Below are 15,771 nucleotides of genomic sequence, written 5' to 3'. Positions count from 1 at the left end.
TGCCGCGGGCGCGGCGACATCCGCAACACGGGCGGACACGGCGACGTACTGGCGGCGGCGGGTACGTTCGCGGAGTAAGACGGATGAAAGCGTGGCAACCCCAAGAGCGATTTGCGGCCGCGGCAGGTGCCGACCGTGGGTCGGCACAGGGACGGTCATCCACGCATGGCGTGGATCTACTGCACGATGGCGACGCCGAATGGAAGACGAGTAACCCGAAGACCTGCTGTTGCCGCCAACGCATCCAGCGCCTGCTCCGGGCGATCGATGCGCAATGCTGCACTGACGGCCGGCAGCTGCGACAGATCGCCACGCACGAAGGTCGGGCCAGCGCGATAGCGCCCGACCCATTGCATGGCCTCGGCGACGCTGGCCTGCTCCAGCAGCAGTTCACCCTGCCGCCACGCGCCGACACTGTCGGCCGCCACATCTCCCAGACGCGTCACGCCACTGCGCTCGCCATAGACCGCACGCTGTCCCACCTGCAGGTAGGTCCAGCCACCGTCGGCCGAGCTGGCCACGCGCACCCTGCCCTGTCCGACCTGGGTTTCCACCTGATCGTTGTCGCGTGCGACGGAGAACGCGGTCGAGATGTCCTCGACCACGCCATTGCCCGCGCGCACGCTGAAACGCCGCTGGGCATCCGGGCTGACCTCGAACCAGGCGCGCCCGCGCAGCAGCTCGATCCGGCGTGCATCGGCATCAAACCGCACGGCGATCGCGCTGTCCGCATCCAGCACGGCTCGACTGCCATCGGGCAGTTGCACGTTCTGCACGACATGCGTACTGCGATGGTCGGCCTGTAGCCGCAACCAGGCCTCCGGCCATGCCACCAGCATCGCCAGCGCAGCTGCAGCGGCCATTGCCCAGCGCAGCCGCCGCGGGCGCCGGCGTTCGGCGGGCCGGGCCTGCGGGCGTGGTCCGACGCTGCGCCACAGCGCGCGCTCGTGCTCGAAGGCCCGACGGTGCCCCGGCTGTGCCAGCCAGCGTTCGAACTCATGCATGCGCCCCTCGCCGATGTCACCCGAGGCCAGCCACGCGATCCAGCCCCGGGCCTGTTCGGCCAGGGCATCGTCATTGGCGGCGGGCAGCGTGTTCGGCGGGCTCATCGGCTGGCGGACAGGCGCATTCAAGCGCGGGCGGAGGAACTAGACCGCATCCACGGTCCAGTGATCAAGACGTTTCAGCGAGGGCCAGCCCCAAGCCGGGGCGATCATCGGCCGCTGCGCGCCCAGGCCAGGCGTTGCAGCGCGGTGCGCACATGGTTCTCGACGGTAGTCACCGACACCCCCAGACGGCGGGCGATCTCGGCCTGGGTCAGGCCCTGCAGGCGGTTGAGCCGGAAGATGGTGCGGGTCGGCTCCGGCAGGTGTCCCGCCGCGTCGAGCACCCGCTGCAGCTCGTCCTGTGCCATCGCCTGCTCCTCAGTCGAGATCACCTCGTCCGGCCCCCACAGGTAGTGGTCGGCCAGCAGACGGTTGCGCCGGGTCGATTCGCGGCCATGGTCGGTGGCCAGGTTGGCGGCCAACCGGTACAGATAGGCGCGCGGGTTGTCGATGGCCTGGCTGTCATCGACGCCACGTGCCTTGAACCACACCGCCTGGATCACGTCCTCGGCGCCGTTGTCGCCCCCCAGGATGCGTTGCACCCGGCGCAGCAGCGCGGGCCGCTCGCGGATCAGCAGTTCGGTGAGGGAGGCGGCATTGGAGGACATGCGCGGAACCGGGACGACAGACGGAAGGCGCCGCGCATGCTACTCCGTTAATGAGAATCAGTCACGTTCGCATCAATGGATGCACCCGGTCAGCCCGTCATAGACGCTCTGCGAGGTCCCCGGCAGCGGGTCATGCAGTGGATTGCGCGCGGCGAGCGCGGCATGGAAGGCTTCCACCGGGGTTCCCGCCACCAGCGGCAGGCGGCACAACCAGGTCGGTTGCCGGGCCACGATCGCGCCATCGTTGCGGGACACCTCCAGATCGCTGGCGGCGAATGCCCACAGGCATTCATGCACGGTTCCCCGCACCGCATCCACCGAACAGCGCAGGCGCAGGGCGCGGATATCGCTGTATTCGCCCTCGCAGAAGGTGTCGCCACAGATGGCATCGAAGCCATGCTGCAAACGGCCTTCCAGGGCAAAGAAGCGGTCCCAGTTGGCCTCCTGATGCGGGTAGTCGATCAGGTCGACATAAGGGGACGCCTGGGCCAAAGGCGCAACCAGCAGCATGCAGGTCAGGCCAAACGGCAGGGCAGACACGTTCATGGGCAGACTCCTTGGGAAGGTTGGTCCAGCCTGCGCTCCCATGCCGGCCGCCCCCATCAGCCAATCCCGGCCTGCCGGGTAGGCCCCCGCCCCACAGCGCCGTCGGCCCCTCCCTCTGCACAGCGCCCGGCAAAGGCATAAAATGGGGGGCTATTCGTCTATATCCCCCACCTGGAGCACGACCATGGGTCTGGAACTCGTCTCGCCCGGCAAGAACCCGCCGGAAGAAATCAACGTCATCATCGAGATCCCGAAGGACTCGGAGCCGGTGAAGTACGAAGTGGACAAGGAAACCGGCGCGATCTTCGTCGACCGTATCCTGTCCACCCCGATGCGCTACCCCTGCAACTACGGCTACGTGCCGAGCACCCTGTGCGGCGACGGCGATCCGGCCGACGTGCTGGTGGTGCTGCCGCTGCCGCTGGTGCCGGGCTCGGTCGTGCGCTGCCGTCCGGTCGGCGTGCTGAAGATGAGCGATGAGGCGGGCAGCGACGAGAAGATCCTGGCCGTGCCGGTGTCGAAGATCTTCAGTGGCTATGCCCACGTCGAAGACATCGCCCAGGTGTCCAGCCACTGGCTGGAGCGCATCGGCCACTTCTTCGAGCACTACAAGGACCTGGAAAAGGGCAAGTGGGTCAAGCTCGACGGCTGGGGCGGCGCCGCTGAGGCCAAGCAGATCCTGATCGAGGCGCACCAGCGCCATCTCGACAGCAAGGCCTGAGCCTGAACCGGATCGCTCCGGCGGCACCCCGCCGGAGCGATGCGGGTCACGTTTCATGACGACGGCACATCACACGTGCCGCCGTATTAGGTAAATTGCGTCACTTCACACGTCATCGACATCCATCGTCGAGACAGCCAGGGGAATGTGTCGTGCGTATTCTGCTTGTTGGGGATGCAGCCAGCCTGCCGGCCGAGCTGACCGAATTCATTGCCGATCTTGGGGAAGACTGGCAGCCGCTGACCGCCACTGATGGCCAGACCGCGATGACCGCGGTGGCTACGCAGGGTGTGGATGCGGTGATCGTCTGCCCGCAGCTGCCGGACCTCAATGCCACCACGCTGCTGGGCCAGATCCGGACCTTGCGCCCGGAAACCATCCGCATTGCGCTGGTGGATGCCCAGCATGGCAACCGGCCGCCGCCGGCACGCCTGATCGGTGTCGCTCACCGTTTCCTGCCGTTGCCACTGGCACCGGAAGTGCTGCTGGAGGCACTGACCAGCCTGGAAGAGCTGCGCGAAGTACTGGACAGCCCACGCCTGCGCGATGCCATCGGCCGTATCGAGAAGCTGCCCTCGCCGCCGCACCTGTACCTGAGCCTGACCCAGGCGCTGGAGCATGACGACGACGCCGACAGCGCCGACGTCGCCAAGCTGGTGGCGGCCGACCCGGCCATTGCCGCGAAGGTGCTGCAGCTGTCGAACTCGGCGTTCTTCAGCCAGGGACGCACCATCGCTGACCTGCGCACGGCCGTGACCCGCCTGGGCCTGTCGACGCTGCGCGACCTCGTGCTGGCCAGCGAGGTGTTTTCCGCACCCACGTTGTCCACCGCCGAACGCAATTCGCTGCAGCAGCGCGCCCTGCTCGCCTCGCGCCTGGCCGCGCGCCTGCTGCCCGAATCCAGTGCCGAACTGGGCGCGACCGCCGCCCTGCTGGCCGACATCGGCCTGCTGCTGCCCGGCGTGCGCAACGAGCGCAGCGAACCGTCGCTGGCCGGTGACACCCGCCCCGGCCATGCCGAGGCCGGCGCCTACCTGCTGGGCCTGTGGGGCCTGCCGATGCCGATCATCGAAGCGGTTGCCTTCCACCTGCAGCCGCAGCGCGCCAATACGCGCAGCTTCTGGGTGACCGGTGCGGTGCATGTGGCGCTGGCGCTGGTCAACGGCGATCCGGTGGATGAGGACTACCTGCAGCGCGCAGGTGTACTCAACAGGCTGCCGCAGTGGCGCGAGCATGCCAATGCGTTGATGGGACTGGTGCCGAGCGAGGCCTGAGGCGCCGTCCCGGGCGAGTTCTCTGGGTATGAAAGGCAGGCCGGATGGCCTGCCTTTTTCCGTTGTGCCTGAAGACTCATCCACGCATGGCGTGGATCTCCTCAGTCGGTGCAGCGCGCAAACAAGAAGGGCGGACCTTGCGGCCCGCCCTCCTCTTTCTGCTGTCACGCTTTGATGGATCAGAAGCGCTGGGTGTACTTCATGTAGTAGAAGCGACCGATGTCGAAGCCACCGTAGTACGAGAAGCTCGAGTTCGGCTGGCTGTACATGACCGGGCCCTCGTGGTTGAACACGTTGTTGGCACCTGCCGAGATGGTGGCGTTCCAGGGAGTGTTGTAACGCACCTGCAGGTCGTGGAAGGTGTTCGAACCGGTGTTGCGAACCGGAATGGCCAGGGTGTAGGCCGAGGAGAAGTCCGGGTTGTTGCACTCGGCACCGCCGGTGCGGTCGTAGGAACACTCTTCCTTCAGGCCGGAGTAGTAGCGCATGCCCCAGTTGACACCGAAGTTGCCCAGGCTCCAATCGATGTTCAGGTTCGAACGCACGCGGAAGTTGCCACCCCAGTCGCCAGTGCCCCAGCCGGTGTGCTGCTCGACGGCAGTCTGCTCTTCGTTGTCCCGCTTGTACTCCAGGTAATCGACGTAGGTGGTCTTCCAGTCGATGACGATGTTGCCGAAGGAGAACTCCGGCAGGCGGTACTTGATGCCCAGATCGTAACCAGCGGTTTCCTGGTAACCACCGTTGATCAGCGTACGGGTGACGTCGGTCACCTGGGAGCCGTTCTCCGGATCTCGAGTGACACGATCACACGCGTTGGCGTTGCCCAGAATGTAGCACTGGTTGAGGATCGAGGTAACCGATTCGGCCGCGATCACGTTGTCGATGCGGATCTTCCACCAGTCCAGGCTGATGTCCAGGCCCTGTACGAAGTTCGGGCTGTACACCAGGCCGACGGTCCAGGTCTTGGAAGTTTCCGGCAGCAGTTCGGCATTGGAGCCGGACAGGTAGGCATAGTTGGACTGAGACCCCGGGCCAGTGGCATCGATACCGCCGGATGCTTCCTGGCGGAAGTTGGCCGGGACGGCACCGGCGCAGCGCGCGGCAACCTGCGGGTTACGTACTGCCGCACCGAACAGGGTGTCACACGGATCGGTGTACTTGTCGAAGGTCTGCGAGGTGCCGCCGTACAGGTCAGCCACCGTCGGCGCACGGAAGCCCGTGGCGTAGGTACCGCGCACCAGCAGATCATCGATCGGCTTCCACTTCAGGCCGAACTTGCTGTTGAAGGTGTTGCCGAAGGTGTTGTAATCCGAGTAGCGACCGGCCATGTCGACCGACAGTTCCTTGGCGAACGGCAGGTCGGCCAGAATCGGTACGTTCAGCTCGAGGAAGAACTCGTTGAGCTTGTAGCCACCGGCGGTGGACGCACCGGCCAGGTCGGTGCTCAGGCCCGACTGAAGCAGCGCATCCGGGTTGTATTCGGCCTGCTCTTCGCGGTGCTCGTAGCCTGCTGCAAACGACAGGTCACCGGCCGGCAGGGTGAACAGCGCGCCGGACAGGTTGGCGCTGTAGACCTTGGAGGTGGTCAGCGACGTGTCGTGGGTCGGCAGGAAGAGATACTTCTGCAGATCCGGGTTGGACAGCGAGCCAGCGCCGTCGATGCCATAACCAAGCAGCGGGTTCCACGGGGTGCAACCGGCGATGACCGCCCCCGGGGCACCACAGTACGCGACGCCGTTCTCGACGAACGACGGGCCGACGGCATTCTTCACGTTCGGGATGAACAGGTTGCCGGTGCCGGTCTTGGTGCCCTTGTTACGGTTGTAGACGTAACCGACATCCCAATCGAAGTACTTATCGCCGAACTCGAACGAGCCTTCCAGGCCGGCCGAGAAGCGGAAGGTATTCAGCTCGGACTTGGTCTGGCGCGGCATTTCCCAGGTGCGACGCATGAAGTCGACATCCTGGTCCAGAGGGTTGAACGCACTGTCCTTGGACAGCTTGGTGCCATACGCGCTGGAGCGGTACGGGTAACCGGCGATCTGCTGCAGCGCCTCGCGTTCGGTGTACAAAACGTTGGCGGTACCGCGGATGTTGTCGGTGAAATCGTACTGGCCGTTGGCGAACACAGAGCGACGCTTGATCCCGGTCGACAGATACATCTGCTGCGTCGGGTTGGACAGGTCGGCGTTGGTCAGCTCATGGTAGTTGGCAAAATCGGTCGGATCGGCGCCAGGGTTCACGACGTAGTTGTTGCCGCCGTTGACCAATACGCCCTTCTCGGTGATCGCCGACCAGCCGTTGGCGTCATCTTCGGTAGGGAACGGATGACGTGGGCCATTGGCATAGGCGCTGAAGCGGCGGTCTTTGGCCAGCACCGGCTTCTCGTCGCTGTACTCGGCACCCAAGGTCAACGAACCACGGTCGTTGGTCATGCCGTAGACGAAGTTGTAGGTTTCCTTGTCGCCGTCGCCCTGGCCGTACTGGCCGCGGTAGACGCTCGCTTCCAGGCCATCGAAGTTCTTGCGGGTGATGATGTTGACCACGCCGGCAATGGCATCGGAGCCGTAGATAGCCGATGCGCCGTCGGTCAGCACTTCCACGCGCTCGACGATCGAGGTCGGGATCGACGCCAGATCGGTGTAGCCGCCGGAGCTGACGCCCATGCGCTTGCCGTCCAGCAGTACCAGGGTGCGCTGCGGGCCGAGGTTGCGCAGGTCAACATACTGGCCGCCGACTTCTTCGCCCGAGCTCAGGGCATCGGCGCGGCTGATCGCCGGCGAACCGGTTGCCGACAGGTTCTGCACGATGTCGGCAACGCTGGTGAAGCCCTGCTTTTCAATGTCTGCGCGCTGCAGCGCGATCACCGGCTGCGCGGTTTCCATGCTCGCCTGGCGGATGCGCGAACCGGTAACCGAAATGCGGTCCAGGTCGGTCGTGCCGCCGGCAGCTGCGTCCTGCGCCGAAGCGAAGGACGGTGCCAAGGCAAGCGCAATGCCGGCCGGCAACAAGCCGAGCCGCACTGCAGGAATACGAACGTTCATCTATCTCTCCAAGGTACGTGTTAGTAGCGTGTTAAAACACCCCAGCACGTTACGATTGCGTTGCAGCGCTGTATTTGCGCGAACCAACCGGAGACTTTGCAGATTGTGGCGGCAGCAAGCCGCCGTTCTCCCTGAAGCGCGATGCGGACTGGCCGTAGCGGGCGCGGAACGCACGCGCGAAGCTGCAGCAGTTGTCGAAGCCACTGGCTGCAGCAACTTCGCCGACCATCATGTCGGTGTCACGCAGCAGGTCGGCAGCGCGCTCAAGGCGCAGCCGCGCCGAAAGCGACTGCGGGCTTTCCTCGTACAGGCTCTGGAAGGTCTTGGAGAGATACCAGCTGGAGAAGTTGGTCAGCTCGGCCAGTTCACCGATGCGCACCACGCGGTGGCTGTTGCCTTCCAGGTACAGGCGGGCGCGCTGCATGCGGCCGAACACCTGGCGCTTGCGGCTGCGCGAGCGCCCCGGGCAACGCTGCACGTTGTCGGCCAGCCCACGCTGCAGGCCCGCCAGGTGCAGCAGCAGCGGGCGCAGTGCCTGTGCCGGCTGGCCACTGGCAAGCGCATCGCGCCACAGGCGCAGCGCAACGCGGGCATCGCCACGGTTCATGCGGCCACGCCCGGCATACAGACCGCAATCGGCCATCTCGGCCAGCACGCGCAGCGCTTCGACCGTCAGGTTCAGGCCAACGCACAAGCCGTTGCGACCGGCCTGCACCAGCGGCCGCGACTCCTTCTCGAAGGCGATCCACTCGCCCTGGCGCAAGCGGAAGCGTCCTTCCTTGGCTTCCACCCAGGAGCTGCCGCGCACCTGCATCCACACAGTGAAGCTGCTGCCTGCGGTCTGCAGGCTGCCGAGCCGGGCCACGCCCAGGCAGGTCGGCGCAGCATCGTCGAGCGACCGGTCCAGAGAGACGGTTTGGCCGCGATCGGCCAGCGAGAGTTGACGCATGGGGGCACCACGGATTTGCCTAGTACAGGCCTCCGTTTTGCCAAATCAGGCGGCACCACGTCAGGAAAGTCAGACGAGATCGCCACGAATTCGCGGCGAGGTCGCCACGAAGAAATTACGAAGGCCCATTTCCGTTGAACAACAACAACTTGGAGAACGCCGGAAGCAGCGTCGGCGAGCGCTCGGGCAAACGCATCACACCGATGTCGGCACCGTCGCTGACCGCCATTGCCACGAACAGGGTGCGCCCATCGGCGCCGGCACTCAGCCCGTTGCCGGCACTGAGGCGTTCCGCATCCAGGCAGCGTTCCGGTTCCTCGCGCCCGGCCTGGATCAGCACCAGTGTCGTACCGCAGCGGGTGGACGTACCGAGATAGCCGATCGCACTGTTGCCGGCCACGGTCCAGGCCCGGTACCGCCACCGGCTGGGCTGGTCATCGCTGATCTGCTGCACGCTGCCTGGCGCCAGCGCCGCATCCACCGACCACAGGCCACCTGCCGCCAGGCGGGTGAACAGCACTCGCCCGCTGCTGCGATCGAACCGCGCCTGAGACACGCCCTCGATGCTGGCAAGGCGGCGCCAAGGCTGCACGCTTCGATCAAACAGGCTCAGCCGCGTCTGTTGCTGGTCATCGCGCTCGACTACCAGCAGCTGGTCCGGGTTTGCGCCGTACAGTGCCTGCAGCGGCTGCTCCGACGGTACCGGCAACGGCTGGACGCGTTCGTCACGCGGTGCGATCTCATAGACCACCGTGCGTCCGTGTTCGTCGCGCCCGACCACCAGCAACCGCCGGCTGTCGGCCGACCAGTCCGGTGCCTGACGTGCCTCAGGCCGCAATCCTTCGATAGGCCGCAGCGAATCGGGGCGCTCCATGTCCGCCCACCACAGCGCGAAGCTGCCTGAACGATCGGACGTGAACACCAGTTGGCGTCCATCCGGCGCCGCCATCGGCTGCCCATCCCGGCCGCTGGACGCAAACAGACGCTGCGGGGGTGAACCGCCCTCCATCGGCACCTTGAAGATGCCGAACTGCGCGCGGCGGTGAACGAAGGCCAGCATGCCCGCGCGGCGCGCCGTCGCCGGCCATTGTGCGTCGTCGAGCCCGGCGTCGCGCAGCGTGCGGCTCTCGACGTCCAGGTAGTACAGGCGCACCTCACTGTCGACACGGCGTCCAAACACGATCGTCCGGCCATCACGCAACCAGGCCCAGCCACGCAGTTCAGCGGCCTCGTTGGTCAGCTGCTCGGGCGTGCCACCCGCGGCCGGCATGCGCCACAGGTCGCCCAGCTGCGGATTGCGCACGAATACCAGCCACTTGCCATCAGGCGAGTAGCGCGGCGCATAGTCGAAGTCATCCTCGGCGACACCGTAGTCCAGCGCCTCCCATTGGCCACTGGCCAGATCAAGCTTGCGGATGCCGCGATGGGCATAGCGCCCCACCATGCTGCCGAACACCAGGCCACGGCCGTCCGGCGTCCAGTCGAAACTGAGCAGCTCGGTGCCATCGCACCGTGTGGCCTGGCGCAGGGCACCACCGGTCGCGCTGGCGATCAGCACCTGGCAACCGCCGTTGTTGCTGAACCGCGCGAAGGCGATCTCGCGTCCATCCGGCGACCAGCTCGGGAAGCGATCGACCGAGCCGGCCGGCGGAGCCAGCAGCTGCCGCGCAGGCGCGTTGCCGGAGGTCTGCACCTTGATCGCGCCACCGCCCTGCCCGTCTTCGTTGGCGCCCTCATAGGCCACCAATGAACCATCGGGTGAAAGCGTGGGATAGGTTTCAAAGCCGCTGGTCGCGGTGATCAACCGATAGGGACGCTGCGGGCTGCCGATCACGCGCGTGCCGTTCTCCACGGCCGCGTCCACAGCTGAACTGCTGGCCGGTGCCCGCCGCAGCAGCAGCGCGGTCAGCACCACCACCGTGGCCAGCATCAGCACGCCCAGCACCAGCAGTACGCGCCGGCGGACGTGGCGCCAGCGGCGGCGCGATGCCTGCACGTGTGGCGGCATCATCTCGGCGATGGCCATCGCCGGTTGCATGTCCACGATTTCGTCATCGGCTCCCGCGGGCGGCGCCGGCTCGACATCGTCCAGTACCTGCACCGGCACCAGCAGGCGATAGCCGGTCTTGGCGATGGTCTCGATATAGGCCTGGCCGTTGTCGTCGTCGTTGCTGAACGCCTTGCGCAGCTGGGTGACGGCCTGGGTAAGCACATCATTGGTCGGCAGCGTGTCCGGCCAGACTTCCGCGAACAGTTCATCGCGGGTGACAACACGCCCCGGCTGGCGCAGCAGCACACGCAGCACGCCCAGCGCCTTCGGCGTCAGCCGACGCGGGCGACGCGCACCCACGACCTCGACTTCGCGCGAGGACAGAGTGACAGTGCACTCTCCTATCCGGATCCGATCGAATCCGGGGGGCTGGTTTTCACTGCTGTTCATTTTCCGCTACACAGTAGAGACAGGTCCGGGGCAGCGTTTGCCTTCGATACCCTCCCGTCCTGGGAACAGCAAAAAGCCAGACTCCGCACAAAGCATCGGCGCATACCGCAAAAACAATGAAGCGGGCGAATACTAGCCTATGCGGGTTACCTCGCCTATCGCGTGGTCGACATCCAGGCTCTCTCTCGCCGACGCATTCACATAATTTGCTGCACCATTCGCGCCCTGCGGGGCGCGAAATTTTTATCTGGCGTTCATTTTCACATGCGCCGCAGCATGGTCAATCCAACCAGTCGCGAAACCACCAAAGCTACGTACATCACGCCTGAAAACTGCTCCAGCATGACCAAGGCGCGCGCCTGCGAATGCAGTGGCACAACGTCGCTCAAGCCAACACCCGAGAGCAAACTGAAGCTCAGATAAAGAAGCTCCATCCAGGTGCGCTGCGCGCCACCACCGGTGCCCTGGAAACTGCCCGGATACCATTGCTGGCACACGGCGAAAGCAAACGCGAAGGCCCACGCCAGCAACGTGAATGTCGCACCTGCTGCGAACAGTTCATCGCGGGTGACTTTATGGTCCTGGAGCATGTAGGCGATGAGCGCACCGGCCGTATAGAAGTACAGCAGGCTTTCCAGCAGCTGCGCGGTGGTCAGCAGCGCACTGCGATCCAGCAGTGCGCCGGCCAGCGAGAACACCACCGAAGGAATGGCCAGCAGCAGTGCCAGCCAGGTGCCCAGCGGACTGCGCTGGACCACCCACAGCGCCAGGCCGAGTACCGCCATGCCGAACATGCCCAGTGCCGCACGGCCGCCGGCGGTGTCATCAAGTGCGGGATACAGCAGCACCGCGATCAACTGGGCACCCAGCAGCCAGGCCGAAGGATGGCGGCGGGCAATGGCCAGCCAGCGGGTGGTGATGGCAACGGGCATGGCGTCCTTCCCCAGGGTGATGGGCGGAGGATAGCCGGGAGCGACGTGATGAGCGGTAGTGCCGGCCACTGGCCGGCACTCTCCCGGTCCCACGCACGACGGAATGCCGGCCAGCGGCCGGCACTACCCGTTACACGTCAGCCCTGGTGATAGACCTCGGCGCCGGCCGCGCGAAACTCTTCCGACTTCTCCTTCATGCCGGCCTCGGCGTAGTCGCGCACGTCCTGGGTGATCTTCATCGAGCAGAAGTGCGGGCCGCACATCGAGCAGAAGTGCGCCAGCTTGTGCGCATCCTTCGGCAGGGTCTCATCATGGAATTCCTTGGCCTTCTCCGGGTCCAGCCCGAGATGGAACTGGTCTTCCCAGCGGAACTCGAAGCGTGCCTTGCTCAGCGCGTTGTCGCGCACCTGTGCGCCGGGGTGTCCCTTGGCCAGGTCGGCCGCATGCGCGGCGATGCGGTAGGCCATGATGCCGTCGCGTACGTCCTGGCGGTTGGGCAGGCCGAGGTGTTCCTTCGGCGTCACGTAGCACAGCATCGCCGTACCGAACCAACCGATCATCGCCGCACCGATCGCGCTGGTGATGTGGTCGTAGCCCGGTGCGATGTCGGTGGTCAGCGGCCCCAGCGTATAGAACGGCGCTTCGCCGCATTCGCGCAGCTGCTTGTCCATGTTCTCCTTGATCAGCTGCATCGGCACGTGGCCGGGGCCTTCGATCATGGTCTGCACGTCGTGCTTCCAGGCGATCTTCGTCAGTTCGCCCAGCGTCTCCAGCTCACCGAACTGCGCAGCGTCGTTGGCATCGGCGATGCAGCCCGGGCGCAGGCCGTCACCCAGCGAGAAGGTCACGTCATAGGCCTTCATGATTTCGCAGATGTCTTCGAAATGCGTGTAGAGGAAGTTCTCCTTGTGGTGTGCCAGGCACCACTTGGCCATGATCGAGCCACCGCGGCTGACGATGCCGGTGACCCGCTTGGCGGTGAGCGGAACATAGCGCAGCAGCACGCCAGCGTGGATGGTGAAGTAATCCACGCCCTGCTCGGCCTGTTCGATCAGCGTGTCACGGAAAATTTCCCAGGTGAGCGCCTCGGCGCGGCCGTCGACCTTCTCCAGCGCCTGGTAGATCGGCACGGTACCGATCGCCACCGGCGAGTTGCGGATGATCCACTCGCGGGTCTCATGGATGTGCTTGCCAGTGGACAGGTCCATCACCGTGTCACCGCCCCAGCGGATCGCCCACACCAGCTTCTCCACCTCCTCGGCAATGCCCGAGGAAACAGCGCTGTTGCCGATGTTGGCGTTGATCTTGGTCAGGAAATTGCGGCCGATGATCATCGGCTCGCTTTCCGGATGGTTGATGTTGTTGGGCAGCACCGCACGGCCGCGGGCGATTTCGTCGCGCACGAACTCCGGGGTGATGATCTTCTGGATCGAAGCGCCGAACGCCTCGCCCGGGTGCTGCTGCAGCAGCCCGGCATCGCGGATCGCGTCCAGCCGCTGGTTCTCGCGGATGGCGACGAATTCCATTTCCGGCGTGATGATGCCGCGGCGCGCGTAGTGCATCTGGGTGACGTTGGCACCTGCACGCGCACGGCGAGGCAGGCTGCGCGCGGGGAAGCGCACCGCATCGAGCTTCGGGTCATGCTCGCGATCGCGACCGAACGAAGAGCTCAGTCCTTCCAGCCGCTCGGTATCACCGCGTTCTTCCACCCAGCCGCGACGCAGTGCCGGCAAACCAGCGGACAGATCGATGCGCACCTCCGGATCGGTGTACGGGCCCGACGTGTCGTAAACGGTCACCGGTGCATTCTCTTCGCCGCCGAACAAGGTCGGCGTGCGGGTCAGCGCGATCTCGCGCATCGGCACCTGCAGATCCGGGCGTGAACCGGGCACGTGGATCTTGCGCGAGCCGGGAATGGGCCGGGTCACGGATTCGGAGAGTTGCTGGGCCTGTTGCTGCAGGGCGGAGAGCTGTGCGTTCATCGGGCATCGTCCAGGAAGGTCAGGGACGAAGCGGCGGCGCACTGCTGCCGCGCCCGGACGGTCCTTGGGCGGAGTCCGGGCATGGCTGCACTGCAAAGCTTCCCTACGCCGGTATGAGCCGGATCAGGTTCCAAGGGACTGTCTCAACCGTGGCCACATGGCCGCGGTACCCCCGCTTCTTGGTGTGCATTAGAGCATAGAACGCACTGCAGCTCCTGGCTGTTCCATCCACGCACGGCGTGGATCCGCTGTTTCTGTATTAACAGAACCGTGACATCGCATTCAGTAACGTGCACACGCATCGTGCCGCTGCGGCCGGTGTTTCCCCGCCGCCTTCGCGGCCCCTGCCCGGTCTGTGCTGCATGTCGCCGGCCCCTCGCAGCAAGCTCTGCTCGCTCCCCTCAATCCCTTGATCGGAGAAGCTCCTTCATGGTGTTTCGCGTTTCCATCGCACTGGTTCTGCTTCTGGTGCTGCTTGCCGGTGTTGCACCCGGCCCCTTCAATACCGTGGTGCAGTCGGTACTGGCCGATGTCATCCGCAGTGTCGGCTGGCTCTATCTTCTGGTCGTGTTCCTGGCACTGACGTTCCTGATGTATCTGGCATTCGGTCGCTTCGGCAACCTGCGCATCGGCGGTGAAGATGCCGAGCCGGAGTTCTCGCGCGCCAGCTGGATGTCGATGCTGTTCGCCGCCGGCATGGGCATCGGCCTTGTGTTCTGGGGCGCCGCCGAGCCGATTTCCCACTTCACCAAGCCTCCGGAAGGCCTCGCACCGCAGAGCATGGACGCGGCGCGGGCTTCGATGCGCTATGCATTCTTCCATTGGGGTCTGCATCCATGGGCGATCTACGCGCTGATCGGCCTGGCCATGGCCTGGTTCCAGTTCAACCGCAATGGCCGTGGACTGGTCAGTGACATGCTGCAACCGATCATCGGCCGGCACCATCGCGGCTGGATCGGACGCGTGGTCAACATCGCCGCGGTTGTTGCCACTGCCATTGGCGTGGCCACCACGCTGGGGTTCGGTACCATCCAGATCGCTGCCGGCATGGAACGCGTGTTCGGCCTGCACGCGGGTGTGCCACTGCAGCTGACCATCATCGCCATCGCGTTCGTGCTGTACATGGCCTCCACCGCCAGCGGTGTCGAGCGCGGGGTGAAGTGGCTGTCCAACTTCAATCTTGCACTGGCCGCGCTTCTTGCGGCCACCGTACTGGTGCTGGGCCCGACCGGATTCATCTTCGATACGTTCACCACCACACTGGGGTCGTACCTCAACCAGTTGGTGACGATGAGCCTGCGCATGTCGCCGTTCTCGGGAAGCACATGGGTAGCGGACTGGACCATCTTCTACTGGGCGTGGTGGATTTCCTGGGCCCCGTTCGTCGGCTCGTTCATCGCGCGCATCTCGCGTGGGCGCAGCGTCCGCGAGTTCGTCATCGGCGTCGTGCTGGCACCCACGGTGCTGGGCTTCTTCTGGTTCGCGGTGTTTGGTGGTACTGCGCTGTGGGCGCAGATCTTCGGCCACGCCGACCTGGTGCAGGCGCTGGGCAATGGCTATGAAACGGTGCTGTTCACCCTGTTTGACAGCATGCCGCTGCCCTTGCTGCTTTCCTGCATCGCACTGGTGCTGCTGATGATCTTCTTCGTGACATCAGCCGATTCGGCGGTGCTGGTACTGGCCAGCATGTCCACTGACGAGGCAGGCGATCCGCCGTTGAAGCGCAAGCTGGCCTGGGGCATCGCGGTGGCGCTGATTGCAGCGGCGTTGCTGCTGGCCGGTGGCCTGGATGCACTGCAGGGCATGATCACGATTGCGGCGTTGCCATTCGCGCTGCTGATGGTGCTGGTGATGGTGTCGCTGTACCGGGTGCTGGACCAGGAGTACACGCGCGAGCGGCGGCAGGCGCAGCGCCAGCGGCACATGATCGATGCGTGGATCGCGCGCGAGATGGCGGCGCAGGAGGAGACCCAGGCGGAGGCGGCGCGCGCGCACGATCAGGATTGAGGGTGTTTTGCAGCCTGCGGCTGCACCGCTCTTTCAAGCAAGTGCAGATTCAAAAGCCAGAGCGGCTCTGGGTTGCTGCTTGCTTGGCGGGGAGGGGGCAGATGGCGGGACACGCCGCAAGTACGTCCCTGTAGGCTCGTCCACGGCATCCATGCCGTGGAC

General features: G+C 65.3%; 11 protein-coding genes and 1 riboswitch. Of the genes, 3 read left to right on the top strand and 8 right to left on the bottom strand.

Annotated features, from left to right (window positions below; genetic code table 11):
• Nucleotides 1-176: 176 nt before the first annotated feature.
• From ABE423_RS11335 to ABE423_RS11325, 3 genes are all read right to left on the bottom strand, one after another.
• The gene (locus ABE423_RS11335; RefSeq protein WP_346486055.1) at nt 177-1,109 is read right to left on the bottom strand and encodes a FecR domain-containing protein; all 933 of its coding nucleotides are present in this window, start codon (nt 1,107-1,109) and stop codon (nt 177-179) included.
• Between the two features lie 104 nt (nt 1,110-1,213).
• A complete protein-coding gene (locus ABE423_RS11330; RefSeq protein WP_014038389.1) occupies nt 1,214-1,714 on the bottom strand; it encodes an RNA polymerase sigma factor in 501 nt (166 codons plus the stop codon).
• 72 nt (nt 1,715-1,786) lie between these two features.
• On the bottom strand, nt 1,787-2,260 hold the full coding sequence (locus tag ABE423_RS11325; protein WP_197616267.1) for a hypothetical protein: 474 nt from the start codon (nt 2,258-2,260) through the stop codon (nt 1,787-1,789).
• A gap of 184 nt (nt 2,261-2,444) precedes the next feature.
• On the opposite strand from ABE423_RS11325, the gene ppa reads away from it, so the two are divergent.
• Both ppa and ABE423_RS11315 read left to right on the top strand, forming a co-directional pair.
• Nucleotides 2,445-2,981, top strand: coding sequence for an inorganic diphosphatase (gene ppa, locus ABE423_RS11320; protein ID WP_005410935.1), 537 nt, complete (start codon nt 2,445-2,447; stop codon nt 2,979-2,981).
• A gap of 152 nt (nt 2,982-3,133) precedes the next feature.
• Nucleotides 3,134-4,255, top strand: coding sequence for an HDOD domain-containing protein (locus tag ABE423_RS11315; protein WP_100446678.1), 1,122 nt, complete (start codon nt 3,134-3,136; stop codon nt 4,253-4,255).
• Between the two features lie 179 nt (nt 4,256-4,434).
• Here ABE423_RS11315 and ABE423_RS11310 read toward each other — a convergent pair whose 3' ends face one another.
• The 5 genes from ABE423_RS11310 to thiC form a co-directional block, all read right to left on the bottom strand.
• Complete coding sequence (locus tag ABE423_RS11310; RefSeq protein ID WP_204305885.1) at nt 4,435-7,299, bottom strand: TonB-dependent receptor; 2,865 nt, start codon at nt 7,297-7,299, stop codon at nt 4,435-4,437.
• Between the two features lie 49 nt (nt 7,300-7,348).
• The gene (locus ABE423_RS11305; RefSeq protein ID WP_032128400.1) at nt 7,349-8,248 is read right to left on the bottom strand and encodes a helix-turn-helix transcriptional regulator; all 900 of its coding nucleotides are present in this window, start codon (nt 8,246-8,248) and stop codon (nt 7,349-7,351) included.
• A gap of 115 nt (nt 8,249-8,363) precedes the next feature.
• Complete coding sequence (locus tag ABE423_RS11300) at nt 8,364-10,688, bottom strand: winged helix-turn-helix domain-containing protein (RefSeq protein WP_107431606.1); 2,325 nt, start codon at nt 10,686-10,688, stop codon at nt 8,364-8,366.
• A gap of 260 nt (nt 10,689-10,948) precedes the next feature.
• Entirely contained in the window at nt 10,949-11,620 is a 672-nt protein-coding gene (locus ABE423_RS11295) for an ion channel (RefSeq protein ID WP_125895004.1), read from the bottom strand.
• A gap of 137 nt (nt 11,621-11,757) precedes the next feature.
• The gene (gene thiC, locus ABE423_RS11290; RefSeq protein WP_071228157.1) at nt 11,758-13,602 is read right to left on the bottom strand and encodes a phosphomethylpyrimidine synthase ThiC; all 1,845 of its coding nucleotides are present in this window, start codon (nt 13,600-13,602) and stop codon (nt 11,758-11,760) included.
• An 82-nt stretch (nt 13,603-13,684) separates the two neighbouring features.
• Nucleotides 13,685-13,786: riboswitch (TPP riboswitch) on the bottom strand.
• Between the two features lie 245 nt (nt 13,787-14,031).
• Between thiC and ABE423_RS11285 the strand changes: the two genes are divergently transcribed.
• Nucleotides 14,032-15,609, top strand: a complete 1,578-nt coding sequence (locus ABE423_RS11285) for a BCCT family transporter (protein WP_049400562.1) — start codon at nt 14,032-14,034, stop codon at nt 15,607-15,609.
• Nucleotides 15,610-15,771 lie beyond the last annotated feature (162 nt).

Origin of the sequence: Stenotrophomonas sp. TWI1409, from assembly GCF_039673015.1 — a bacterium.
Taxonomy (GTDB): Bacteria; Pseudomonadota; Gammaproteobacteria; order Xanthomonadales; family Xanthomonadaceae; genus Stenotrophomonas; species Stenotrophomonas maltophilia_A.
This window is presented reverse-complemented; position numbering and strand designations above follow the sequence as displayed.